The sequence below is a fragment of the Roseospirillum parvum genome, assembly GCF_900100455.1.
Taxonomy (GTDB): Bacteria; Pseudomonadota; Alphaproteobacteria; order Rhodospirillales; family Rhodospirillaceae; genus Roseospirillum; species Roseospirillum parvum.
In genome coordinates this window covers 1-24818 of sequence record NZ_FNCV01000004.1, presented here as the reverse complement: position 1 = coordinate 24818, position 24818 = coordinate 1, and the positions used below count along the sequence as shown (strand labels likewise).

22 protein-coding genes and 1 tRNA gene are annotated in these 24818 nt (G+C 70.0%); 9 read left to right on the top strand and 14 right to left on the bottom strand.

Annotation, left to right across the window (positions count from 1 at the left end; genetic code table 11):
• Window positions 1–80: 80 nt before the first annotated feature.
• Genes BLR95_RS07060 through BLR95_RS07040 form a run of 5 tightly spaced genes read right to left on the bottom strand, consistent with a single transcriptional unit; the run spans window position 81 to window position 6791 of the window.
• Complete coding sequence (locus BLR95_RS07060) at window positions 81–797, bottom strand: gamma-glutamyl-gamma-aminobutyrate hydrolase family protein (protein WP_218119507.1); 717 nt, start codon at window positions 795–797, stop codon at window positions 81–83.
• The gene (locus tag BLR95_RS07055; RefSeq protein WP_092617557.1) at window positions 779–1792 is read right to left on the bottom strand and encodes an amidoligase family protein; all 1014 of its coding nucleotides are present in this window, start codon (window positions 1790–1792) and stop codon (window positions 779–781) included. Before BLR95_RS07055 ends, BLR95_RS07060 begins: the two co-directional genes overlap by 19 nt.
• 9 nt (window positions 1793–1801) lie before the next feature.
• Complete coding sequence (locus BLR95_RS07050; protein ID WP_092617554.1) at window positions 1802–4966, bottom strand: efflux RND transporter permease subunit; 3165 nt, start codon at window positions 4964–4966, stop codon at window positions 1802–1804.
• Entirely contained in the window at window positions 4963–6204 is a 1242-nt protein-coding gene (locus BLR95_RS07045; RefSeq protein ID WP_092617551.1) for an efflux RND transporter periplasmic adaptor subunit, read from the bottom strand. The genes BLR95_RS07050 and BLR95_RS07045 overlap by 4 nt, the downstream gene beginning before the upstream one ends.
• Window positions 6204–6791, bottom strand: coding sequence for a PadR family transcriptional regulator (locus tag BLR95_RS07040; protein WP_092617548.1), 588 nt, complete (start codon window positions 6789–6791; stop codon window positions 6204–6206). The genes BLR95_RS07045 and BLR95_RS07040 overlap by 1 nt, the downstream gene beginning before the upstream one ends.
• A gap of 258 nt (window positions 6792–7049) precedes the next feature.
• Between BLR95_RS07040 and BLR95_RS07035 the strand changes: the two genes are divergently transcribed.
• From BLR95_RS07035 to htpX, 3 genes are all read left to right on the top strand, one after another.
• A complete protein-coding gene (locus tag BLR95_RS07035) occupies window positions 7050–7898 on the top strand; it encodes an alpha/beta hydrolase (protein WP_176787697.1) in 849 nt (282 codons plus the stop codon).
• 252 nt (window positions 7899–8150) lie between these two features.
• On the top strand, window positions 8151–11009 hold the full coding sequence (locus BLR95_RS07030; RefSeq protein WP_176787695.1) for a PAS domain S-box protein: 2859 nt from the start codon (window positions 8151–8153) through the stop codon (window positions 11007–11009).
• Window positions 11010–11088: 79 nt separating this feature from the next.
• On the top strand, window positions 11089–11958 hold the full coding sequence (gene htpX / locus BLR95_RS07025) for a zinc metalloprotease HtpX (protein ID WP_092617539.1): 870 nt from the start codon (window positions 11089–11091) through the stop codon (window positions 11956–11958).
• 66 nt (window positions 11959–12024) lie between these two features.
• Here htpX and BLR95_RS07020 read toward each other — a convergent pair whose 3' ends face one another.
• Entirely contained in the window at window positions 12025–12600 is a 576-nt protein-coding gene (locus BLR95_RS07020; protein ID WP_092617536.1) for an SH3 domain-containing protein, read from the bottom strand.
• A 210-nt stretch (window positions 12601–12810) separates the two neighbouring features.
• Between BLR95_RS07020 and BLR95_RS07015 the strand changes: the two genes are divergently transcribed.
• Window positions 12811–13797, top strand: a complete 987-nt coding sequence (locus BLR95_RS07015) for a 2-hydroxyacid dehydrogenase (RefSeq protein WP_092617533.1) — start codon at window positions 12811–12813, stop codon at window positions 13795–13797.
• A gap of 102 nt (window positions 13798–13899) precedes the next feature.
• Here BLR95_RS07015 and BLR95_RS07010 read toward each other — a convergent pair.
• A tRNA-Leu gene (locus tag BLR95_RS07010) sits at window positions 13900–13984 on the bottom strand.
• Between the two features lie 226 nt (window positions 13985–14210).
• Here BLR95_RS07010 and BLR95_RS07005 point away from each other — a divergent pair.
• The 4 genes from BLR95_RS07005 to BLR95_RS06990 are packed head-to-tail and all read left to right on the top strand — an operon-like array spanning window position 14211 to window position 16172.
• A complete protein-coding gene (locus BLR95_RS07005) occupies window positions 14211–14804 on the top strand; it encodes a YqaA family protein (protein ID WP_092617530.1) in 594 nt (197 codons plus the stop codon).
• A complete protein-coding gene (locus BLR95_RS07000; RefSeq protein WP_092617527.1) occupies window positions 14801–15310 on the top strand; it encodes a disulfide bond formation protein B in 510 nt (169 codons plus the stop codon). The genes BLR95_RS07005 and BLR95_RS07000 overlap by 4 nt, the downstream gene beginning before the upstream one ends.
• Window positions 15311–15338: 28 nt before the next feature.
• Entirely contained in the window at window positions 15339–15917 is a 579-nt protein-coding gene (locus tag BLR95_RS06995; protein ID WP_092617524.1) for a demethoxyubiquinone hydroxylase family protein, read from the top strand.
• Window positions 15918–16172: a hypothetical protein gene (locus BLR95_RS06990; RefSeq protein WP_092617521.1), complete on the top strand. Its 255-nt coding sequence runs from the start codon at window positions 15918–15920 to the stop codon at window positions 16170–16172. It begins immediately after the preceding gene.
• A 377-nt stretch (window positions 16173–16549) separates the two neighbouring features.
• Here the strand turns inward: BLR95_RS06990 and BLR95_RS06985 are convergent, their stop codons facing one another.
• From BLR95_RS06985 to BLR95_RS06970, 4 genes are all read right to left on the bottom strand, one after another.
• Complete coding sequence (locus BLR95_RS06985; RefSeq protein WP_092617518.1) at window positions 16550–17269, bottom strand: ZIP family metal transporter; 720 nt, start codon at window positions 17267–17269, stop codon at window positions 16550–16552.
• 57 nt (window positions 17270–17326) lie between these two features.
• Complete coding sequence (locus BLR95_RS06980; RefSeq protein WP_092617515.1) at window positions 17327–18181, bottom strand: universal stress protein; 855 nt, start codon at window positions 18179–18181, stop codon at window positions 17327–17329.
• A 16-nt stretch (window positions 18182–18197) separates the two neighbouring features.
• Window positions 18198–19682, bottom strand: coding sequence for a SulP family inorganic anion transporter (locus tag BLR95_RS06975; RefSeq protein WP_092617512.1), 1485 nt, complete (start codon window positions 19680–19682; stop codon window positions 18198–18200).
• Between the two features lie 209 nt (window positions 19683–19891).
• A complete protein-coding gene (locus BLR95_RS06970; RefSeq protein WP_176787694.1) occupies window positions 19892–21493 on the bottom strand; it encodes a CYTH and CHAD domain-containing protein in 1602 nt (533 codons plus the stop codon).
• 257 nt (window positions 21494–21750) lie between these two features.
• Between BLR95_RS06970 and BLR95_RS06965 the strand changes: the two genes are divergently transcribed.
• Window positions 21751–23148, top strand: a complete 1398-nt coding sequence (locus BLR95_RS06965) for an SPOR domain-containing protein (protein WP_143130952.1) — start codon at window positions 21751–21753, stop codon at window positions 23146–23148.
• 79 nt (window positions 23149–23227) lie between these two features.
• On the opposite strand, the gene BLR95_RS06960 is transcribed toward BLR95_RS06965, so the two are convergent.
• The 3 genes from BLR95_RS06960 to BLR95_RS15905 all read right to left on the bottom strand — a co-directional run.
• Complete coding sequence (locus BLR95_RS06960) at window positions 23228–24022, bottom strand: ParA family protein (protein ID WP_092617504.1); 795 nt, start codon at window positions 24020–24022, stop codon at window positions 23228–23230.
• A 1-nt stretch (window position 24023) separates the two neighbouring features.
• Window positions 24024–24299, bottom strand: a complete 276-nt coding sequence (locus BLR95_RS06955; protein ID WP_092617501.1) for an Lrp/AsnC ligand binding domain-containing protein — start codon at window positions 24297–24299, stop codon at window positions 24024–24026.
• 146 nt (window positions 24300–24445) lie between these two features.
• Window positions 24446–24818 (bottom strand): hypothetical protein (locus BLR95_RS15905; RefSeq protein WP_218119506.1); only part of this gene is annotated, 373 nt, incomplete at its 5' end.

The following is a 24818-nucleotide window of genomic DNA, read 5'->3' as shown; positions in this document are numbered from 1 at the left end:
ACCAGCGCCACGAACCAGGGCCGCCAAGCCAACCGGAGGCGCGGCGGGACTCCGCCCCACTCAGTTGACCTGGCACGGTGTCACGCGGCCGATCCGGTTTGGCGGACGGCGCGCACGAAGGCGGCGAACAGGCGGCGCTGGGCCTTCTGGAAGATCAGGAATTCCGGGTGCCACTGCACCCCCACATGGAACGGCCGGCTTCTGTCCTCGATCGCCTGGACGACGCCGAAGCTGTCGTGGGCGCTGACCGTCAGGTTGTCGCCGGGCGTCTTGATGGCCTGATGGTGCAGGCTGTTGACGGTCATCGCGGCGCGCCCGGTGATGGCGGCCAGCCGGCTGTCGGGGTCGGCGCTCACCCGCTTGCGGGGCAGCGGGCTCCACATCGGGGGCACCGCGCGGTGGCCGGCCTCGGACAGGTCCTGGTGCAGGGTGCCGCCGCGGAAGACGTTCATCATCTGCGCCCCCCGGCACACCCCGAGCACCGGCAGGCGGCGCTTCTCGGCCTGTTCCAGCAGGGCCAGTTCCAGGGCGTCGCGGGCCGGGTCGATGCGCACGTCGAGGCCCGGCTCGCCGTCATAGAGGCCGGCCCCGATGTCGTCGCCGCCGCCGACCACCAGCCCGTCCAGCTCGGGCAGATGGGCCGCCTCGCCGGCCGGCGGGGCGAGCAGGCGGATCGGGCGCACCCCGGCCAGGGTCAGGGCCAGCCAGTAGAAGCCCCACATCACCACCGCCCGGCCGCGCGACGAGGTGACGCCGATGGTCGGCCGCCGCCCCCCCATCATGCCAGGACCAGCCATTCGCTGGCCTTGAGCGCCCAGTCGTTGGCCAGCCCGCCGGGCAGGCGGCGGTTGCGGTGCTCGAGCCAGGCCTGGCCCATGGCCTCGAGCACTGATCGGCGGGCGGCCAGCCGCTCGACCACCGCCCAGCGGCTCCATTCCAGGGTCAGGCTCCAGCCGGGCTGGCCCAGGTTGGCGTCGGGCAGGCGATAGTGCAGGGCCGGGCGGGCCTTGACGCGCGGATCGTCGATGCGGGCCCGCACCCGCCCTTCATCCAGCCAGGTGAACAGGGGCAGCATGTCCAGCTCGCGGTCGCGGGTCGGGTTGGCGGCCAGATAGTCGTCGATCAGGGTGGACAGGTCGGGCCGGTAGGCGGGATCGACCACCCGGGCCACGTAGTCGCGCGGGAAGGGATCGGCGAAGGCGACCAGCCGGCGCGTCAGGTCGACGTCGATGATGGCGCGCAGCCAGTCGGAGAGCAGCAGGTAGGCCTTCAGCACGTCGACGATCCACGGCGTGCCGCCCTCGGCGATCTCCAGGTTGAGCTGCGCCCCGAAGGCGTGGAAGGGGTGGGCCCGGGTGCCCTCGGCGCCGGCCTTGACCAGGGCGCCGACCAGTTCCTCCAGATCGGGCAGGCTGGCCAGCGGGACCGGCGGGCAGACCACCTCGCAGGGGATGACGGCCGAGCCGAGATCGCCGAAAAAGGCGCGCAGGCGGTCTTGGAAGCCGTCGAGCAGGGCCTCCAGCGGGTCGTCCGGGGCGGTTTCGGCGTCGCCCTCGGCGCGGTGGACGTACTGGCTGTCGAGCTCGGCCGTGAAGTCGCCCAGCCGGCTGTCGATGATGCGGAAGCGGTGCGGGTCTTCCTCGACCACCCGGCCGCCGAACAGCCCGGCGACCAGCCGCGCCCCCTCGCCGGCCGAGACGGCGGCGAACTCCAGCTCGACCCCGATGCGGCGCGGCGCGCCCTCGGGGTTGAGGGTGCGCGGCGGCGGGGTTGGGCGCGGGGTGGGGATCATTGCTGCCTCCTATTCGGCGGCCTCGGCGGGGGAGCGCCCCAGGCGGGCCTTCAGGCGCCCCAGCCCAACCGCCATGTCGGCGCGCAGTTTCAGGGCGCACGGGGTGAAGACCAGGGTGAGCACGGTGGCGAAGGCCAGCCCGCAGACCACGGCGATCGACAACTGCGACCACCACTGCATGGACGGCGCCCCGAAGGTGATCGCCCGATTGACGAAGTCGACGTTCATCTTGAACATCATCGGCATCAGGCCAAGCATTGTGGTGATGGTGGTCAGAAGCACCGGGCGCAGGCGCTGCACGCCGGTCAGCAGCACCGCCTGGGTGATGTCGCCGGTCTGCGTCTTCAGGCGGTCGAAGGTGTCGATCAGCACGATGTTGTTGTTGACCACGATGCCGGCCAGCGAGATCACCCCGACCCCGGTCATCACCACCCCGAAGGGCTGGTTGAAGACCAAAAGGCCGAGCATGACGCCCAGCGTCGACATGATCACCGCCGACAGGATGAGGAAGGCGGAATAGAAGCTGTTGAACTGGGTGAGCAGGATGATGGCCATCAGGAACAGGGCGACGATGAACGCCTTGCCCAGGAACTCCATGCTCTTCTTCTGTTCCTCGTCCTCGCCCCGGAAGCGGTAGTTGACCCCGTCGGGCAGACTGTCCGGCTGGTTGAGCCAGCTTTCCAGGCCGGGCAGCTTGTCGGCCGGCAACACCCCCGGCGCCACGTCGGCCTTGATGGTCATCACCCGCTTGCCGTCGACCCGGCTCAGGGTGCCGGTGCTGGCCTTGGGGGTCAGGCTGACGAAGCTTGAAATGGGCACCGGCCCGGCGCTGGTGTTGACGGTGATGCGGTCAAGCCGGGTCAGGGTCTGCTCGGCCCGGGGATAGCGGGCGACGATGTCGATCTCGTCCTCGGCATCGTCCGGGCGGTAGCTGGAGAACTTGAGGCCGGTGGTGACCATCTGCACCATGTCGCCGACCGCCGCCACGTCGACCCCGAACTTGGCGGCCTGGGCGCGGTCCACCGCAAGCTCCCACTGGATGCCGGGCAGGGGCCGCGAATCCTCCACGTCCACGTAGTCGGAATCGGCCTCCAGGCGCTGGCGCACCGCCTCGACGGCGGCCGGCAGCAGGGTGAAATCGCGGGCCGACAGCTCGACCTGGATCGGCTTGCCGGTGGGCGGGCCTTCCTCCTGCTTCCTCACCTCGACGCTGATCCCGGCCAGATCGGCGGTGGCGGCGCGCATGCGGGCCAGGATCTCGGTCGCCGGCGGGCGCTGCTGCCAGTCGATGAACTCGATGCCGATCTTGCCGATGGCGTCGGCCGCCACGTCCTCGCCGCCGCCGCGCACCTGACTGGATTCGCCGGCGATGGTGTAGACCGAGGCGATCTCCGGAAAGTCGAGGATGCGCGCCTCGACCTCCTGGACCAGGGCGTTCTTCTCGGCCACCGACAGGTTGCCCCGGGCGTGGACATAGACGTTGGCCTGGCGCGGCTCGACCTCGGGGAAGAATTCGACCCCGTGGCCGAAGGTCCAGTACAGCCCCTGGGCGGCGACCAGCAACAGCCCCGAGGCGAGGATGACCAGCGCCGGATGTTTCAGGGCCCGGCTCAGCGAGCGGGCATAAAGCCCGGTCAGCCCCTTGAGGCGGGTCACGTCGGTGTCGCTGTCGCCGGCGATGGCCTTGGCCGTCTCCGACTTGCCCTGGCTCGGCCGGCCGACCACGCTGCCCAGGGTGGGCACGAAGATCAGCGCCATGACGAGCGAGGCGGTCAGCGTGGCGAGCAGGGTGTAGGGCAGGTACTTCATCCACTCGCCGACCACCCCGGTCCAGAAGACCAGGGGCAGGAAGGCGGCCAGGGTGGTGGCGGTGGAGGCGATCACCGGCCAGGCCATGCGCTTGGCGGCCAGGGCATAGGCGGCCTTGCGGTCCAGGCCCTCGCTCATCTTGCGGTCGGCGTACTCGGTGACCACGATGGCCCCGTCGACCAGCATGCCGACGGCCAGGATGAGGCCGAACAGGACCACGATGTTGATGGTCAGCCCGGTGGCGTGCAGGACCAGGATGGCGGTCAGGAAGGAGCCCGGAATGGCCACCCCGACCAGCAGCCCGGCGCGCAGGCCAAGGGCCGCCACCACCACCACCATGACCAGCAGGATGGCGGTGACGACGCTGTTCTGAAGGTCGAACAGGCTGTCGCGGATGTCCTTGGACTGGTCCTGGGTGATGTGCACCTCGATGCCCGGCGGCCAGTCGGCGGTTTCCTCGGCCAGGGTCTGGCGCACCTTGGCCACGGTGTCGATGATGTTCTCGCCGATGCGCTTGGAGACCGCGATGGTCAGCCCCGGCTTGCCGTTGACCCGGGCGAAGCCCAGCGGGTCCTCGAACGACCGCCGGCCCGAGGCGATGTCGCGCAGGCGCACCACCGCGTCGCCGTTGGTCTTGACCGGCAGGTTGAGCACGTCCTCGACGCTCTGCAACAGGCCCGGCACCTTGATCGAGAAGCGGCCCTGCCCGGTGTCCAGGGCGCCAGCGGCGATCAGCCGGTTGGAGCGCGACAGGAAGGCCGAGAAGTCCGAGGCCGAGACGTCATAGCTTTCCAGCAGCACCGGATCGATGATGATCTCCACCTGCTCGTCGCGGTCGCCGCCGATGGGGGCTTCCAGCACCTCGGGGATGCCTTCCAGCTCGTCCTGAAGCTCGCGGGCCAGGGTCAGAAGGGTGCGTTCGGGCACGTCGCCGCCCAGCGTCACGACGAGGATCGGGAACAGGCTGAAGTTGACCTCGCTGACCTCCGGCTCGTCGGTTTCCTCGGGCAGCTCGGTCTGCGCGATGTCGACCTGGCGGCGCACGTCGTCCATCGCCGTGTCGGCGTCGAAGCCGGCCTCGAACTCCAGCACCACGCTGGCCCCGCCCTCGCGGGCGTCGGAGCGCATCTCCTTCAGCCCCTCGACGGTGCGCAGCTCCTGCTCCATGGGTTTCAAAAGCAGGCGCTCGGCGTCCTCGGGCGAGATGCCCTGGTGGTTGAGCGACACCACGATGATCGGGATGTTGATGTCCGGCGCCGATTCCTTGGGGATCTCCACGAACGACACGGTGCCGGCGATGAGGATCAGCAGCAGGGTGGAGAGCACCGTGCGGGTGCGGTTGATGGCGGCGTCGATCAGGCTCATGCCGGGTCTCCGGCGGCGCGGGCGCCGATCATGGGGGCCGGGCCGGCGGTCGCCGGGGGCGGTGTCTCAAGGCCGTTGCCGGCCTTTGGCGCGGCGTCGGCCGGGGTTTCGGTGGGGCTGCTGGCGCTGACCGGCACCGGGCGCACGGTCTGGCCTTCCAGCACGAATTCCTGGCCGACGCTGATCACCCGCGCCGGGTCGGGCAGGCCGGCCAGCCAGATGCCGTCCGGGCTGTCGTCGACGATGCGCGCCTTGAGGAAGCGCACCGTGTTGTCGTCATCGACCAGCTTGACCCCCACCTCGCCGGCGTCGTTCAGGGTCAGAAGGGCCGGGCTGACGCGGTGCGCCATGACCTGCCTCAGGGGCAGGCGGACCTCGGCGGTCATGCCCTCGGGGATGTCGTGGTCGGGATTGCGGACGGTGATCTCCACCGCGAAGGTGCGGGTCTGCGGGTCGGCCTCGGCGGAGACGAAGGTGATGCGCCCCTCAAGCCGCCGCCCGTCGATCAGCCGGATGTCGACCCGGGGCGTGGTGGGGTCGGCCGCGCCGCCGGGATCGGGGCGCAGCGCGGCGACGTGCATCTCCGGCACCTCGGCCAGCACCTTCAAGGGGTCCAGTTCGAGCAGCGTGGCCACCGTCTCGCCGACCCCGACCCAGTCGCCCTGCTCGACCGGGCGCTGGTTGAGCAGGCCGGCGAAAGGCGCCTCGATGCGGGTCCGCGAAAGGTCCAGGCGGATCGCCGCCAGCCCGGCCTGGGCCTGGGCCAGCGCCGCCTCGGCCTGGGCCAGCTTGGTGCGCGAGGTGTAGTTGCTGGCCGCCAGCTCGCGCGCCGCGTCGACCTCGATGCGGCGCTGTTCCAGCAGCGCCTTGGCCTCGTCCAGGCGGGCGGCGCGGTCGTCCAGGGCCAACTCGACCAGCACCTGGCCGGCCGCCACCGTCTCGCCCTTGTCGGCCCCCAGGGCGCTCACCCGGCCGCTGGTCTCGGTGCGAATGGAGACCTTGCGCGCCGCCTCGGTGCGCCCGTTGACGGTCAGCGTGGACACATGCGGGATGGCCCGCACGGTGGCCACGCGCACCGCCAGCGGCGCCTCGGCTGCCTCGTCGGCGGCCGGGGCGGCCTCCGGGCCTTTCGCGCTCTCCGCCGGCGGCGGCTCGGCGGGGCCGCTCAGCACCCCGGAGGCGATCCAGCCGGCGGCGGCCAGGGCGATGGCCCCGGCGATCAGGTAGGAGGCACGCATCAGGAGGCTCCGTTGTGGGGGGCGGGGCGGTGTTCGGCGGGGTCGTCCGCTGGCCCGTCGGGAGGGGCGGCGCCGTCGATCAGATGGCGGTGGGAGTGGATGAAATCGAGGGTGCTTCGGAAGTAGTGGCGGCCCCACTCGACCACGAAGCGGCGCCCCGGGTTGTCGGGCGGGACGCACTCGGGGGGCAGGTTTTCCACATGGTCGAGGTCGGCCTGGACCTGCGCGGCCATGGTGTCGAGCATGGCCGACAGCCGGGCCGGCGGCACCAGATTGCCGAAAAACAGCACGTACAGCACATCCGAGCGGTAGCGGTCGGGGGCCGGGGGTCCGGTCAGCAACTCGGCGAAGCGGCGCCGCCCGGCCTCGGTGATGGCATACACCTTCTTGTCGGCCCGCGCGTCCGGCGCCCCGGCGGTGAGGCGGATCAGCCCCTCCCTCAGCAGGGCGGCCAGGGCCGGATAGATCGACCCGAAACTGGTGTAGTGGACGTGGCTCAAGGGCCCGTCCTCGTACAGCTTGCGGATTTCATAGCCGGACGCGTCGCCGAGCACCAGGGCACCCAGGCAGAGGGTCTTGGCATCCATGGCGGGGAAACCTTGTCGGAACCGGTATCGGGGTCGGGGTCGGGGTCGGGGTCGGGGCGGGCGCGTTATATCGAGACGATAGTATCGGCTCGTTATAAATATGATGGGCCGATAGGTCTGTCAAGCCACCGGGGATGTCCATATGGGTCGAAACGGTGCCTGATGCCACGCGACAATCTCGGACCTCGCCAGTCGACGGGCTGGGCGGGTAAGGTGGCGATTCCGTGTCTGTGTGGAAAAAAAGCCTTGGAATCCGAGATGTCCCAGTCCGGCCCGTCCCCGTCGGTGCGCCTCGAGGTGCTGAAGGCCGATCCGCCGCCCGGGGTCGAGCGCCGGCCCAACCCGCTGTTGTTCGTCCATGGGGCCTTTGCCGGGGCGTGGTGCTATCGGCCCTACTTCCTGCCCTGGTTCGCCGCCCGCGGCTGGGCGGCGCGGGCGTTCAGCCTGCGCGGCCACGGCAACAGCTCGGGCGCCGAGTCGCTGGCCTCGGCCTCGGTCGAGGACTATCTGGCCGATCTGGCGGTGATGGTCGAGCGGGTGAGCGAGGACTGCGGCGCGCCGCCGGTCCTGGTCGGCCATTCCATGGGCGGCTTCCTGGTCCAGCATCACCTGACCCGGCCGGCCACCCAGGGCACCGGGGCCGGCATGATCCTGCTCGCCGCGGTGCCGCCCAGCGGCCTGTGGGGGCCCAGCCTGCACATGATGATGTCCGACCCGTGGCTGCTCGCCAACCTGGGCATGGTGCAACTGGCCGGGCCCGGGGCGGCGGTTGCCTCGGTGGTCGCCCGGGCGCTGTTTCCGCCGGGCACCGATCCCCGGGTCAGCGATCCGTGGCTGGCCCTTCTCGGCGCCGAAAGCCGGCGCGCCCCGCTCGAGATGCTGGCCTGGCCGGCGCCCGACCCGACCCCGGTGGCCAATCTGCCGCGCCTCAGCCTGGGCGGCGGCGCGGACTCTTTCGTGTCATCAAGGATGGTTGCCGCCACAGGGTTGTACTATAACTGCGCCCATCATGTGTTTCCGGACATGGGCCACGGCCTGATGTTCACCCCGGGCTGGCAGGCGGTGGCGACGACCATGGCCGACTGGCTGCGCGACCACGATCTTTGAGGTACCCGGTTGGGATATCCGGTTTTGGATACCCGGTTTGGGTGGCGGACCCTGGACAAAGGTCCGGGGTGACCCAGGAAAGACGCGGCGCCCCGGGAGAGGCACGGGCCCAAAGGATAAGGTATCCACAGGGTTTTTGTGGCCGGAAGGCCTATATACGCGCGCCGGGCGGCATCCGTAGAATAACCCCCGGGACGGGACGTCGGCGCCCCGACGGCAAACACCGCGTGGCGCCCGAGAGGCATGAGGGACATGCAGGGAGAGAAACGCCGGGGCGGCGTGGGTCCGCCCGATCCGACGCGCGATGCATGGGCCGAGCTGGCCGAGGTGTTCGCCTCGGCGCCGGTGGCCCAGGGGCTGGTCGGTCCGGCCGGCACCTGGCTCAAGGTGAACCGCGCCCTGTGCCGGCTGCTCGGCCGCGAGGAGCAGGAGTTGCTGGGCGAGGATGTCGCCCCGGCCATGGCGCCGGAAGACCGCGCCCGGCTGGTCGAGCGACTCGACCACCTGCTGGCCGGGCGGCGCGGCTCGCTGCTCTTCGACGGCCGGGTGCTGACCGGTGACGGCTTCGGGGTGTGGTGCACCCTGGCCCTGGCGCCGCTGGAAACGGCGCGCGGCCGGCGCGTCGTCTTCCAGGCGCTGGACATCTCCAACCGCCGCTCGGTCGAGCTTCTGCTGCGCAACAGCGAGCAGCGCTACCGCAACATCTTCAACGCCCTGGCCGAAGGCTACTGGGAGGTCGACGCGGACGGCATCACGGTCGACGTGAACGATACCCTGTGCGCCATGACCGGGCTGAAGCGCGAACAGATCGTCAACCGCCCGGCCCGCGAAACCATCGCCGCCGACGGCCTGGCCAGCTTCGACCACAACCTGGATCTGCGCCGGCGCACCGCCACCCGCAGCTACGAGACGGTGCTGAAGCGCCGCGACGGCAGCGGCCTGGCGGTGCAGATGCTGTCCACCACCCTGACCGACGGCGAGGGCGGCTTCGACGGCTCGTTCGCCATCGTCGTCGACATCTCCACCCGCAAGGCGGCCGAGATCAGCCTGAGGGCCAGCGAGCAGCGCTACCTGACCCTGGTGCAAAGCCTGCAGGACGCCCTGGTGCTGATCCGCAAGGGGCGCTTCGAGTTCGCCAACGAAGCCTTCGCCCGCCTGATCGGCCGCCCGGCGGAAGAAATCCCCGGCATGTCGGCCTTCGACATGTTCACCCCGACCGACGCCCGCCTGCAACGCGAACGCCACCGCCGCCGGCTGGCCGGACAGCCGATGGAGCCCGAGTACGAGATCCAGCTCCGCCGCTGGGACCGCTCGCTGGACCGTTTCGAGGACAAGCCCAGTCGCTGGGTGCGCGTCCACATCGCCGACCGGCTGGACGGCGACACGGTGATCGGCACCCTGCGCGACGTCACCGAGGCCAAGCGCATCGAGGCCGATCTGCGCAAGCTGTCGCGGGCCATCGAGCAGTCGCCGGTGGGGGTCATCATCACCAACGCCCAGGGCGTGATCGAATACGCCAACCCCAAGTTCCTGGCCGATTCGGGGTATGAGCACACCGAGGTGATCGGGGCCACGCCACGCATCCTGCGCTCCGGCCTGACCCCGCCCGACGTCATCCGCCAGATGTGGCTGACCATCCAGGCCGGCCAGCCGTGGCGCTGCGAGTTCCAGAACCGGCGCAAGACCGGCGAGCTGTACTGGGACATGACCCTGGTCCAGCCGATCCGCGATCCGGAAGGCCGCATCACCCATTTCGTCGCCATCAAGGAAGACATCACCGCCCGCAAGCAGGCCGACCGGCAGGTCTGGGAGCAGGCCAACTTCGACGCCATCACCCGGCTGCCCAACCGCATCCTGTTCACCGACCGCCTGGGCCAGGCCCTGATGCGGGCCCGGCGCACCAACGAAGAGGTGGCCGTGGTGTTCATCGACCTGGACCGCTTCAAGGCGGTCAACGACACCCTGGGCCACGAGGCCGGCGACGAGTTGCTGGTCGCCGTCGCCCAGCGGTTGACCGAGTCGGTGCGCGAAAGCGACACCGTGGCCCGGCTGGCCGGCGACGAATTCACCCTGATCCTGCCCAGCCCCGGGTCGCACGCCGATCTGGTGGCGGTGGTCCGCCGGGTGCTGGAAAGCCTGCGCGCCCCGTTCCACGTCGCCCACGGGCGCGAGGTGCTGATCGGTGGCTCGCTCGGCGTGGCGCTCTACCCGCGCGACGGCGACAGCACCGGCGAGCTGATCCGCAACGCCGACACCGCCATGTACCGGGCCAAGGAAAGCGGCCGCAACGCCTACCGCTTCTTCGAGCCGACCATGAACGCCGAAATGGTCGCCCGCACCAACATGGAAACCGATCTCAGGCGGGCCGTCGCCGCCCGCCAGATCGAGGTCCACTTCCAGCCCATGGTCGATGCCTCGGGCAAGGCGGTGATCGGCGCCGAGGCCCTGGTCCGCTGGGTCCACCCCACCGCCGGTCCGGTGCCGCCGGCCGAGTTCCTGCCCATCGCCGAGGAAATCGGCCTGGGCCCCGACATCGGGCACATCGTGCTCGATTGCGCCTGCCGTCAGGCCGCCGCCTGGCGCGCCCTGCCGGGGCGGGAGCACCTGTTCGTCTCGGTCAACGTGGCCACCCGTCAGTTGATGGAGGACGATCTGGCGACCATGGTCGCCACCGCCCTGGACGAGCACGGCCTGCCCCCCGACGCCCTGGTGCTGGAGTTCGGCGAAAAGGTGCTGCTGCACGACGGCCCGGCCATCGAGGGCACCCTTTTGCGCCTGGCCGCCCAGGGGGTGCGCCTGGCCATCGACGACTTCGGCACCGCCGCCGCCTCGCTCAGACGCCTCAAGCGCTTCCCCTTCGCCCTGCTCAAGGTGGACCGCTCGTTCATCCGCGACATCCTGGAGGAGGGCGACGGCGCCCTTTTGGTCGAGGCGATGGTCGCCATGGCCCGCAAGCTGAAGCTGGGCGTGGTCGCCGAAGGGGTGGAAACCGAGGCCCAGTTAAAGCGCCTGAGCGGCCAGTCGTGCGACATGTTCCAGGGCTTCCTGTTCGGCCCGCCGCTGCCGCCCGCCGCCTTCGGCGACCTGCTGGCCAAACCGCCCCGGGACTGACTCCCTCCCCCGCTTGCCAGCCCGTCCCGACCGCCTATATGTGAGAGCGCTCTTCAACCGTCCGAAAGGATCGACGGCGATGAACACGCTTCGGGTAACCATGCTGCTGGCCGGGATGACCGCCCTGTTCATGGGCGTCGGCTATCTGCTGGCCGGGCAGACCGGCATGGTGATCGCCCTGCTGGTGGCCGGCGGCATGAACGCCTTCGCCTACTGGAATTCGGCCGACATGGTGCTGAAGATGTACAAGGCCCGCCAGGTCGACCAGACCTCGGCCCCGGCCTTCTACAATCTGGTCGCCGATCTGGCCCGGCGGGCCGAGCTGCCGATGCCCAAGGTCTATGTGATCGAGTCCGACCAGCCCAACGCCTTTGCCACCGGGCGCAGCCCCGATCACGCCGCGGTGGCCGCCACCACCGGCCTGATGCGCATCCTCAACGAGGACGAGCTGCGCGGCGTCATGGCCCACGAGCTGGCCCACGTCAAACACCGCGACACCCTGACCATGACCGTCACCGCCACCCTGGCCGGGGCCATCTCCATGCTGGCCAACTTCGCCCTCTTCTTCGGCGGCAACCGCGACAACGAGAACCAGATGGGCATCGTCGGCACCCTCGCCCTGATGATCCTCGCCCCGATGGCCGCCATGCTGGTCCAGATGTTCATCAGCCGCAGCAACGAATACGCCGCCGACAAGGGCGGCGCGGAAATCTCCGGCAAGCCCGAGGCCCTCGCCTCGGCCCTGAAAAAGCTGGAGGAAACGGCGCGCAGGACCCTCAACCCGGTGGCCGAAAGCAACCCCGCCACCGCCCACCTGTTCATCATCAATCCGCTCAACGGACAGAAGATGGACAACCTCTTCTCGACCCACCCCAACACCACCAACCGCATCAACGCCCTGATGCAAATGGCCGGCCCCACCGCCAAACCCGCCGGCCCCTGGGGCTGAGCCTGCTTCAGGCGCCGCCAAGGGGGCGCGGCGCCCCTTGGCGCCAAGGCTCCCCGGGCCGGCGGCTCAGTCCACCTGTTCGCCGCGGTGGATGCCCCACAGGCGGTCGCGGGGCAGGAAGCCGGTGAGGTCGTTGATTTCGGCGCGGCAGGTTCGGGCGTTGGCCTGGCAGGTCAAAAGGTGGCCGAGCACGCCGGGTTCGACGTGGGCCCGGGGCGGGCTGTCGGGGTCGGCCTCGGCGGTCAGGTCGACCGGCTCGCCGCCGGTGACGATCAGGGTCCGCCGTCCGGACAGCATGCTCTGGTGGACCCAGCCTTCGGTGCCTTCCGGGTCGCGGATCTTGCGCCAGGTGTCGAACTCGCCGATCACCTCCACCGGCAGGTCGCGCTTCAGGTAGACCCAGTCGACCGGATAGCGCACCCCGGGACCCCGCCGCAGGTTGACCTTGTCGGAGCGCAGCGAGGCGAAGCGCGGCAGCGGCAGGCCGGTGCTGACGCCGCTTTCCCGGGGCGCCTCCGAGGCCGCCTCGGCCCCGTTTTCCTGAGCCTGAACCTGCTCCTGGGCTTGCGTCTGGGGGGCCAGCAGCAGGAGCGCGGCGATCAGGGAGAAAGACGTTCCGGCAAGCGAACGGTGTCGGGGCATGGGGATCCGGATGACTTGGGGAGGGGACGGGCCATCGGCAGTGTGGGCAGGCCCACAGGCCGGGTCAAGGGGCGCTGGTGGTGGCCGGCGCGGACACCTGCTCTGGACAATGGGGGTCGCCTCTTGCTATTCGCGGAGGCACGTATAGCCGTACATCCTTGAAAAGCGTCCCGGTCGCCTGTGGCCGGCCGGGCCGGGCGGAGAAGCGACATGGGTTTGAAGAAGCCGTTGGTGGTTGTCACCCGCAAGCTCCCCGAGGCGATCGAGACCCGAATGATGGAGCTCTACGACGCCCGCCTCAATGACGACGATCACCCTTTCTCGAAAGAGGAGCTGATCGCCGCCATCAAGGACGCCGACGTCCTGGTGCCCACGGTGACCGACCGCATCGACGCCGGGGTGATCTCGCAGGCCGGGCCCAACCTCAAGCTGATCGCCAACTTCGGCACCGGCATGGACCACATCGACGTGGCCAGCGCCCACGAGCGCGGCATCACCGTGACCAACACCCCGGACGTTTTGACCGAGGACACCGCCGACATGACCATGGCCCTGATCCTGGCCGTGCCGCGTCGGCTGGCCGAGGGCGAGCGCATGGTCCGCACCGGCACCTGGAACGGCTGGAGCCCGACCCACATGCTGGGCCACCGGATCACCGGCAAGCGCCTCGGCATCGTCGGCATGGGGCGCATCGGGCAGGCGGTGGCGCGCCGGGCGCGCGGCTTCGGCATGGCGGTGCACTATCACAACCGGCGCCGCGTGCACGCCGACATCGAAACCGAGCTGGAGGCCACCTACTGGGAAAGCCTGGACCAGATGCTGGCCCGCATGGACGTCATCTCGGTGCATTGCCCGCACACCCCGGCCACCTTCCATCTGCTCAGCGCCCGGCGCCTCCGGCTGTTGCAGTCCCATGCCTATGTGGTCAACACGGCGCGCGGCGAGGTGATCGACGAGACCGCCCTGGTCCGCATGCTGTCGCGCGGCGAGCTGGCCGGGGCCGGGCTCGACGTGTTCGAGCACGAGCCGGCGGTGAACCCCAAGATGGTGGCCATGGACAACGTGGTGCTGCTGCCGCACATGGGCTCGGCGACCATCGAGGGGCGGATGGCCATGGGCGACAAGGTGATCGTCAACATCCGCACCTTCGCCGACGGCCACCAGCCGCCGGACCGCGTCCTGCCGGGGATGCTGTAGGGGGAAAAGTAACCGGCCCCGGCGCCCTCCCCGGCGCCACTGCGGGGGCCAGGGGGCCGGGGTGCCGCTCCGCCGCGCCGCCAAAGGGCCGGCCGGAGGGGATGGTAGGGGCGGGGAGACTCGAACTCCCAAGGCCGAAGCCACTCGATTTTGAGTCGAGCGCGTCTACCAGTTCCGCCACGCCCCCTTAAGGCCCCAACACCTACACCGGCGCCGGGGAATGGGCAAGAGAGGGCTTGCTGTTCCCGCCCCGGCAAAGCTGTTATACAGCAAATCCCGAGCGATCCGGAACGGATCACGACGACGATTTGCGGCAATATCAACAGCCTGGGGCATGCTGCGCGAGCACCAATCACGCAGCATGCCCTTGGCGGCCGCCGACGCCCTTCCCCCTGCCCCGGCGGAGTCCCCCCTTGCTGCGCGCCACCTACGACTGGACCCTGCGCCAGGCCGAACACCCCAAGGCATTGTGGGTGCTGGCCGTGGTCGCCTTCGTGGAAAGCTCGGTCTTTCCCATTCCGCCCGATGTCCTTCTGATCCCCATGGTGCTGGCCGCCCCGACGCGCGCCTTCCGCATCGCCCTGGTGTGCACGCTGGGCAGCGTGGCCGGAGGCTTCGCCGGCTATCTGATCGGACTTGGCCTGTTCGACACCGTGGGCCGCTGGATCCTCGACACCTACCACGCCAGCGAGACCTTCGCCGAGTTGCAGGCGCAGTACCAGGAGCACGGTCTTCTGATCGTCTTCGCGGCCGGCTTCAGCCCCATCCCCTACAAGGTGTTCACCCTGACCAGCGGGGTGATGGAGATGAACCCGTGGGCGTTCGGGGCGGCCTCGCTGCTGTCGCGGGGGGCGCGCTTCTTCCTGGTCGCCGCCCTGCTGTGGCGCTTCGGCACCCCCATGCGCGGCTTCATCGAGGCCCACCTGGGCAAGCTGACCCTGGCCTTCGTGGGGCTGCTGGTGGCCGGGGTGGTGGCGGCCCGCCTGCTGGGGGGAGGCAACCCATGAGTCATCTCCTGAACCGCCTCACCCCCCGGCGAGGCCTGCTGCTGATCGGCCTGGTCTCCGCCCTGGCCCTGGGCGGGGCCCTGGTCGCCCAGCACTTCTTCGGCCTGAGGCCCTGCACCCTGTGCCATTACCAGCGCATCCCCCACGCCACGCTGGTCGTTCTCGGCGGGCTCGGCGGGCTGCTGCCGCTCGGCCTGTCGACCCGGCGCTGGCTGCTCGCGGTGGGCTGTCTGGTCGCCCTGGTCGGCCTGGGGCTGGCCGGCTGGCACGTGGGGGTGGAGCAGCACTGGTGGGCCGGCACCGCCTCCTGTCAGGCCGGCGGCGCCCAGGCCACCTCGCTGGCCGACCTTCGGGCCCAACTGGCCGCCGGCCCCGCCCAGCCGGCCTGCGACGAGATCACCTGGTCGCTGTTCGGGCTGACCATGGCCGGCTACAATGTGCTGGTGTTTTCCGCCCTGGCGCTGTTGGCCGGGGCTCTTGCCGGCGGCGCCCCACGCCCCAAATAGGCAGCGACCGCCCGTCAACGGAGCCGCCATGACCACCGACCCCGCCGCCCCCCACCGCCCACGCACCGCCGAGCCGCGCCGCCCCGGCGATCCCGACAAGCGCCAGCTTCTGGAGCGATTCATCCGGGTCGATCAGGCCGGGGAGTACGGCGCCGTGCGCATCTACCAGGGGCAGATGGCGGTGCTCGGCGGCGGGCGGCGCAACCCCCGCCTGCAGCACATGCACGACCAGGAGGTGGCGCACCGCAGCACCTTCGACCGCCTGCTGGTCGAGCGCCGGGTGCGGCCCACCGTGCTCCAGCCGTTGTGGCATGTAGCCGGCTTCGCGCTGGGCGCCGGCACCGCCCTGCTCGGCGAGAAGGCGGCCCACGCCTGCACCGAGGCGGTGGAGGAGGTCATCGACCGCCACTACGCGGCCCAGCGCGACCAGCTCGGCGAGGACGAGGCCGAGCTGCGCGACACCATCGAGCGTTTCCGCCAGGAAGAAGTGGAACACCGCGACCTGGCGCGCCAGGAGGGGGCCGCCGAGGCGCCCGCCTATCCCCTGTTGTCGGGCGCCATCAAGCGCGGCACCCGGCTGGCCGTCTGGCTCTCCGAGAGGTTCTAGATGATCTACCTTGTCGCCCTGTTCGTGCCGCCCCTGGGCCTGCTGTTCGCCGGCAAGTTCATCCAGGCCATCCTCAACCTGAGCCTGTTGGTGATCGCCTTCCTGATCCTGGTCGGCACGCTGGGCTTCGCCTCACCGATCAGCTTCGGGCTGTGGCTGGCGGCGGTCATCCACGCCGTGCTGGTGGTCCACAACAGCCGCGCCGAGGCCCGCAACCGCGAGCTGATCGACGCCATGCGCCAGAACCGGGGCTGAGCCCCCGCCCGGGCCGGCCTCATACCAGACGGCGATGAGAAAAACTCACCGCCGGTTGGTATGAATGAAAGGGGCTTTGCCCCTTTAAAACCCCACCGGGGGAGCCAGGGGCTCCCCCGGACCCCCGCCATTCATTCATTGATCGCCGAGCGAGCGGCCACTCCCTGGTTGTTTTCGCAGGCCAGCGAAGCTGGCCTGCAACCAAAAACCCCGGGCGTTCCGCTCGGAGGTAGCGTTTGTTCACCAACGAATGGAGGGGTCCGGGGAAGCCCTGCTTCCCCGGTGGGGGTTTGGGGGCAAAGCCCCCAACTCAAAGGCGCCCGGACCCCCAAGGGCTTGACCAAGCCGCGATGAGTCCTGCTCATCGCCGGCTGGTATCAGCCGACCAGCATGTGGCCGAGGACGCCGATCAGGAAGCCCCCCACGGCGCCCAGCGGCGGCGCCCAGGCCGAGCGCAGGGGCACCTGGGGCGCGATGTCCTGGAAGGTCAGGTAGAGGATGCCGCCGGCCGCGGTCAGCATCACCCCGCCCAGCACCTGGGGCTGATCAGCCAGCAGCGCATGACCGCCCAGGGCGGCCAGCGGACCGAGCAGGGCGCAGCCGGTCATCAGGAGCAGCGCCTTGCCGAAGGGCAGACCGTGGCGGCCGCCGCACATCTCGCGCAGGGCGTTGAAGCCCTCGGGCAGGTTCTGCAGGCCGATCAGAAGGGCCAGCAGCAGGGCCGCCGGGGCGCCGCTGGCCAGCATGGCGCCCAGGGCGATGGCCTCCGGCAGGTAGTCGAGCAGCATGGCCAGAAGCTGCGACACCTTGGCCCCGCTCTCCGACAGGGCCTTGTCGATCCACAGGAAGAGCACCCCACCCCCGGCCAGACACAGCGAGACGGCCAGCGGGCTCAGCACCTCGATGCCGCGCGGCACCAGGACCAGGGCCACCGCGGCCAGCAGGATGCCGCCGACCAGGGCGTTCACCGTGTGCCGCAGTTCCATGTCCAGCCAGCCCGGCAGCAGCCCCTCCAACCGGGCCAGTCCGCCGCCGATGATGATCGGCAGGCCGGCCAGGGCGGCGTAGAGGGCGGCGGTCAGCGGGCCATCGGGCATGGCGTCCTCGGCGGGCGGGAAACTCGGCAGGGCCTGGAACTCGGGGCGGGGAACCGATCAGCGCATCAGCACCACGGGCACCTTGCAGGAGCGGATCATCTCGGTGGTGGTCGAGCCGATGACCAGGGTGCGGATGCGCGAGTGACCATAGGCCCCCATCACCAGCAGGTCGATGCCGCCGCCTTCCACCAGCTCGGCCAGGGCCTTTTCCGGCGCCCCCTTGAGCACCCTGGTCTCGGCCTCGTGGCCACCGGCGGTCAGGGTGGCGCGGGCGTTTTCCAGGCTCCTGGTCACTTCCGCCGTTTCCTGGCCGGCGGTGGCGACGATCACCTTGAGGCCGGCGAACAGCGGGTCGCGGGCCACATAGTCGACCGCCTTCATGGACGAGGCGCCGCCGTCATAGGCGATCAGCACCCGCTCGATGGGCGAGAAGGCCCGGTTGGCGACGAACACCGGCTTGTGGCTGGCCCGCACGATGCGCTCGAAATTGGAGCCCAGGTGGGGCTTGTCGAGCCCCGCCGCCTCGCCGCGCTTGCCGATCAGGATCATGTCGGCCACGCCTTCCTTCCGCTCGACGGTGGCCACGATGTCGTCGTGGCGCAGGCGGGTGATGACGTCTTTCACCCCCTCGGCCTCGAGCAGGGCCTGGGCGTCCTCGAGGATGGCGCGGCCCTGGGCCTGGGCCAGCTTGGCGTGCTGCTCGTCAAGCGCGCTCAGCTTTTCCAGAAGGTTTGTGCGCGCCCCCAGGCGGATGGAGCCGGACAGGTCGGGCGGGGCCGGGGCGCGGCGCGGATCGAGCACATGGTAGAGCTTCACCTGGGCGCCGGTGCGCCGCCAGATCCAGGCGGCGTGGCGGCAGACGCTTTCCGAGTAGGCCGAGCCATCGACCAGGGCCATCAGGATGCCGGACATCTGTGCGTCTCCCAATCTAGTGATCCATCAACTTGTCCATGGCGCCCGGCTTGTCGTGCACGGCCAGCCGGTCGACGATGGTTTCGGAGGCCTCGTTCATGCCGACGATCTCCACCTCGGCGCCCTCGCGGCGGAACTTGAGCACCGCCATGTCGAGCGCCGCCACCGAGGACACATCCCAGATGTGGGCCCGGCTGACATCGAGGGTGACGCGCTCCAGCGCCTCCTTGAAATCGAACGCCTTCATGAAGTCCTCGGTCGAGGCGAAGAAAAGCTGCCCCTCGACCACGTAGGTGCGCTGCCGCCCGTCACGCGAAATCTCCGAGCTGACCCGGAACAGCTGGGCGATCTTGCCGGCGAAGAAGATCCCCGACAGCAACACCCCGACCAGCACCCCGATGGCCAGGTTGTGGGTGTAGACGACGAAGAACACGGTGGCCAGCATGACCGCCGACGACGAACGCGGATGGTCGCGCAGGTTGCGGATCGACGACCACGAGAAGGTGCCGATGGAGACCATGATCATGATGGCGACCAGCGCCGGCATGGGAATCCGCCCGACCAGATCGCCCAGCACGACGATCAGGAAGAGCAGCATCACCCCGGCGGTGAAGGTCGACAATCGCCCCCGGCCGCCCGACTTCACGTTGATCATCGACTGGCCGATCATGGCGCAGCCGGCCATGCCGCCGATGAAGCCGGTGCAGGTGTTGGCGATGCCCTGCCCGATGCACTCCTGATTGCGGTCGCTGGGGGTGTCGGTCAGATCGTCGACGATGGTCTGGGTCATCAGGCTTTCCAGCAGCCCGACCGCCGCCACGCCGATCGAATAGGGCAGGATGATCTGAAGGGTCTCCAGGGTCAGCGGGATGTCGGGCAGCAGGAACACCGGCAGGGTGTCGGGCAGGGCCCCCATGTCGCTGACCGTGCGCACGTCCAGGCCCAGGGCCATGGTCAGCGCGGTCAGCACGACGATGGTCACCAGCGGCGAGGGCACCGCCTTGGTCAGCCGCGGGAACAGGTAGATGATGCCCAGGCCGGCGGCGACCATGGCGTAGGTCACCCAGGTGACGCCGACCAGCTCCGGCACCTGGGCCAGGAAGATCAGGATGGCCAGCGCGTTGACGAAACCGGTGATGACCGAGCGCGAGACGAAGCGCATCAGCCGGCCCAGCCCGGCCAGCCCGGCGGCGATCTGGATCAGCCCGGCCAGCACCGTGGCGGCCAGCAGGTACTGCAGGCCATGATCCTTGACCAGGGTCACCATCAGCACCGCCGTGGCCGCCGTGGCGGCCGAGATCATGCCCGGCCGGCCGCCGGTGATGGCGACGATGACGGCGATGGAAAACGAGGCATACAGCCCCACCTTGGGGTCCACCCCGGCGATGATCGAAAAGGCGATGGCCTCGGGGATCAGGGCCAGGGCGACGACCAGACCGGCCAGGATGTCGTCGCGGACATTGCCGATCCATTGGTCGCGGTAGGCATAAAGAGCTTTCATGGTCTCCCCAATGGCGGGACGTCAGCGCGCCCGCCGGCGGCGCGCGGCGCTGATGGGTGCGGGATTTTCGGAAGGGCGGGGGCGCCCCTGCCAGGGCGGCCAGCGCAAGGCGTCCTGGATACAGGACTTTGCCGCAAAAACAAACCCGGCCGCAAAAACAAACCCGGCAATGGGGAAGCGGCCTTGGCGGTGATCGTGCCCGGCCCCGGCTATCCCTGGTCGCGCCAGAACGGCGGGGTCTGCTGGAAGGTGGCCCATTCGGCGCCCAGACCGCTTTGCAGGCCGGGCAGGCGGGCGGCGTGCCAGCCGGCCACCATGCCGGCGGCCCAGGCTTCCTCGGCCGAGCTTTTGCCGGCCAGATCGTGCAGCAGGTCGCGGGCCACGGCGATGTCGTTCAACTCGCCCAGGCGTTGTTGCAGGGCCTTCAGGGCCGCGAGATAGTCGCGCCCCGCCTGACGCGGCCCCAGGCCGACGAAGAAATCCACCGCGTAGCGCAGCTTCTTGATGGTCAGGCGCAATTCGTGGCGCCCCGTCTCGTCGAGTTGGTCGAGGCCGCGCCCGCCCTTCAGCACCTTGCGGGCCCGCTTGTCGAGCAGGCGGCCGGCGTAGGGGCCCAGCGGCTCGGCGAGGTGGGCCCCGCCCTGCCACGCCCCGGCGTCGATCCAGCGGGCCAGACGGACCACCAGGCGGGTGAAGCGCGCCCCCGACAGGGCCGCCGAGAGGTCCTCGTAGGCGGCCAGCCGGCGTTGCGCGAAGTGGCGGCGCAGGCGCTCCAGGCCGTCGGCCAGGGTCGCCCGGTCGGCGCTGTCGGCCAGCGCGGCGCCCACCGGGTCGAGGATCTCGGCGATGAACACGTCGAGGTCGCGGGCCGGGCCGAGCAAGCCGTTCAGCCAGCGCAGCTCGTCCTTCAGGGGGGCCAGTTCGCGGCCCTCCAGGGCCGGGCCAAACAGGCCCATCACCGAGCGCAGGCGGCGCACCGCGACGCGCATCTGGTGGACCCCTTCCGGATCGCCGTGGCCACGCTCGAGGATCGGCCGCTGGTTGGCGATCAACTGGCCGAGGCACCCGCGCGCCGCCACCTGGAAGGCCTCGCCCAGCGGCTCGTCGAGGCGCAGCGGCACCGCCTTGGCCCGGGCCGGGGCCGGCGGCGGATCGCCGGCGGCCAGCCGCCAGGCGCGCCCCGCCTTGGTCTCCGGGTCGAGGCTCAGGGGCAGGTCGGCGGCCAACTCCAGGGCCAGGGCGTAGAGGCGGTCGACGCTGCCCCGTTTCAGTTCCAGTTCCACCTCGGCGATCGGGGCGCGGCGACCGCCGGCCCGCACCTCGCCGTGGTCGATGGCCAGCTCCACCGCCCAGTCCTCGCCCCCCAACTGGTGCTGGGTGCGCGCCATCTCCATGACGAAGACCGGCTTCAGCTCGGCCAGCCCGGTCTCGTCGGCCAGCCGCGCCACCACCGCCGGGTCCAGCCCCTCGGCGCCCTCCAGGCGCACCGGACGCGGGGTGTCGCGGTCGGTGGGGGTTTCCCACTCCAGGCGGTCGAAGGCGGTGCCGGCCGGGTTCATGGCCTTCACCGTCTGCACCCGGCCGCGACCGTCGGTGCGCACCCGCACCGTCGCCCCGGCGGCGCGCAGCAGGCCGTCCGGGGTGTCGAAGTAGGTGGTGGTCAACTGGCGGGTCTCCGGCGCGCCCAGGGCATGGCGGGCGAGCACCGGATGGGCCTTGAGGTCGGCCAGACGGGCCGGCGGCAGGCGCAGCTTGATTTCGCGTTCGGGGGTGCCGGCGGCGCTGTCGGGTGGGGGAGTCTTGGCGTCCATGCCCTCTATGTGCCATCCCGCCGGCGGCCTGCCAAGAGGGTGGTCAGGAGGGTGGTCAGGAGGGTGGTCAGGAGGGTGGTCAGGAGGGCCGGCGCGCATCGCCCGTGTTGCCTTGGGCGACTCGGCGGGCTATGCTGCCATCGGCTATAAAAGGTCCCGTGTGTCCAGAGGTTTGGCGGACGGGGTTGGGATCGCGCCTGAGAAGCGGGGCCGGCATTGGTCGGCGGGCCGGCGCCGGGCCAGGGAGAGACACCGACATGAAGCCGATGCGGGGACGCCAGCGGCGCATCCAGCGGCGCACCCAGAAGCTGGGACCGGGCGGCGCCCGCAGCCTCGGCCGGCTGCTCGCCGTGCTGTTGCTGGCGCCGTGGCTGGCCGGCTGTGCCGCCATGCTGGACCAGGAAGGCTTCCTGAACGAGACCGATTTCTTCGGCGACAGCCGGCCCAACGCCGACCTCGCCCTGGGCGCCCTGGCCCGGGCCGACTACGCCACCGCCGAACGGCACGTGGCGGCGGCCCTGAAGCAGAACCCCAAGGACCCCTACGCCCTGCTCGCCGCCGGCATCCTGTACCAGAACACCGGCCGCCCGGCCCGCGCCCGCACCGCCTACGAGGACCTTTTGGCCCTGCGTCCGGCGGTCCAGGTCAACGTGCAGGGCTGGGCCCGCATGCAGCCGGCCGGGGTGATGGACATCGCCCTGGCCAACCTGCAGGCGCTGGAGGTCAACGCCTCAGCCAATCCGTGGGGGACCGGCGCGGCGCCGCAGCCCCTGGGTCCCGGCGGCATGCCCTCCTACAGCGCCGCGCCGCCGGTCGAGCAGGGCACCCTGACCGCCGGCCGGCCGATGGCCGAACCGGTCACCGCCGAGGGCAACGCCAACGTCGCCCGGCGCTTCGAGATCCTCAAGCGGCTGGTCGCCGAGGACCTGATCACCGACCAGGAATACCGGGCCCGCCGGCAGACCAACCGGGGCGCCCTTCTGCCCCTGACCGCGCCGCCGCCGGCCGTCGGCCTGACCCGCCCGGTGCCCACCGCCGATCAGGTGGTGGCCCGCCTCAGGGCGTTGCGGCGCTCCTTCGAGCTGCGCGCCATCTCGGCCCGCGAGCACGCCAGCGAACGCCTGATGATCCTCGACGCCCTGCTGCCCGCCGAGCCGATGGTCACCGAGCCGCCGGCCGCCCCGCCGCAAGGGCTGATGGAGGCCGCCGCCGCGGTCGGCCGGCTGGAGCGTCTGCGCGCCGACGGCCTGATCACCTCCGACGAGTTCGCCCGCGAGCGGGCGGCCATCGAACGCGCCGCCCAGGGCGCGCAAAGCGCCGCGCGGAGCAGCGGGTCATCGTCGGTGGCCGCCTCCAGCTCTGCCAGCAGCCCGACCAGCCTGTCCGGCGCCACCCAGCCGAGCAGCGGTCAGGCCGGGGTCCACCTCGCCTCCTACAAAAGCGAGCAGGCGGCCATGCAGGGTTGGGAGACGCTGAGGAACAAGCTGGGCGATGCCTCGGTGGGCCTGAGCCCCACCGTGCGGCCCATCCAGTTGGGCACCAAGGGCACCTACTACCGCCTGATCGCCGGCCCCCTGCCCTCGAAACAGGCCGCCGACCAGATGTGCGAACGCCTGAAAGCCCAGGGCATGTACTGCGCCAGCACCTTCATGTAAGGCGTGGCATGTAAGGCGCGGCATGTAAGGCGCGGCATGTAAGGCTTAAGGCACGGCAGGCAGGCCGCGCCGGCGGCGCTCAGACCGTGGCGCGCTTGGCGACCGGGGCCAGACGCGGCCCGAACAGGCGCCCGTCGACATCCCGCCACAGGTTGCGGAAGGCCTGGGTGGCCGGACTTCTCGGCGCGAACAGGGGCAGCGGCTGGCGCTCCAACCCCATCTGCTCGACGGCGCTGGCATAGGGGATGGCGTCGCCCATCAGGTCCGGCTCGGCCGCCGCCACCTGCTCGGCGATCTCGCGGTGCAGGCGCTTGCGGCGGTCGATCATCGACAGATAGGGCCAGATCGGGGTCGGCGGGCGGCCCACCTCGGCCGCCACCTCGCGGCCCAGTTCGCGCAACTGGGCCAGCGTGCGCAGCGACAGGGTGGTGGGGATGAGCGGCGTCAGGATGGCGTCGGCGGCGGTGAACACGTTCTCGCTGACCAGCGAAACGCTAGGCGGGCAGTCGAGGATCACCAGATCGGCGTGTTTGCGCAGGCCGGCCAACAGCTTGCCCAGCCGCTGCTCGGGCTTCTTGTGGTCGTCGAGCTGGCGGTCCATGTGGCGGTAGCGGAAGTCGGCCGGCAGCAGGTCGAGGTTGGCGTGCGCGCTGGGGCGCAGCCGCTCGGCCAGACCGTCCTTGTCCTTCAGCAGCTTGCCGGCGGCGCCCTTGACCTTGGCCTTGACCCCCAGATAGAAGCTGGCCGCCCCTTGCGGGTCGAGGTCCCAGAGGATCACCCGGTAGCCCTGCTCGGCGGCCAGCCAAGCCAGATTGACCGCGCCGGCGGTCTTGCCGACGCCGCCCTTGATGGCGTAGCAGGCCAGGGTCCGCATGTCAGGCGAGGCGGGTGCCGGCCGGCGAGGAATCGCGGGTGAAGGCGTTGAAGGTGATCAGGGTGAAGGTGTCGGCGACGCCGGGCAGGGTCTGCACCCGCTCGGTGACGAAGCGGCCGATGTCGGTCTCGTCATCCAGGTAGAACTTGGCCAGCAGGTCGTACTGGCCGGAGGTGGAATGCACCTCCGAAACCTCGGGCACGGTTTCCACCGCCTGCTCGGCGACCTCGTAGGCCTTGCCCAGATCGCACTTGATCATCACGAAAACCGCCCGCATGAGCCTGTTGTCCCTGACTGCCGTTGTTGACCAGGATCGAGCCTAAATCCTCGCTCCTCAAGGCGCAAGTGTGGCTCGATCACGAATAAAAAACGACAACGATAATCTGTGGATGCCCGCGCCAATCCAAGCGATCATCAATTGAATTATGGAACAATGAAACCTGCCCTATCAATCGCCTCTCGGTACTGATTGATAGATTTAAACGCTTCATGTACATATATTGCTGGCAAACCTTCCGAGAGGGTTAGCTGGACAAATAAAATAAGAAGCATTTCAAGCTGCTCTTTTTCATTTGCTTTTACCCAATCCACTGTGCACGCCCCAGCAGATTTCATCAATGATCCGTCATCTGCTGCCGGTCCCGCGCTTTGGGAAACAACGCGTACTGTCCCAGCAGGGTCCCATAATATTTTTGCGTCTGAGAGTCTGATTCGAAACTCCGTGAAGGATATCAGGGCCTTGCGAGAAGGCGGGTGACCCGCCGAATGTGGGCGAGAAGGAGCCATGTTTCGGCGC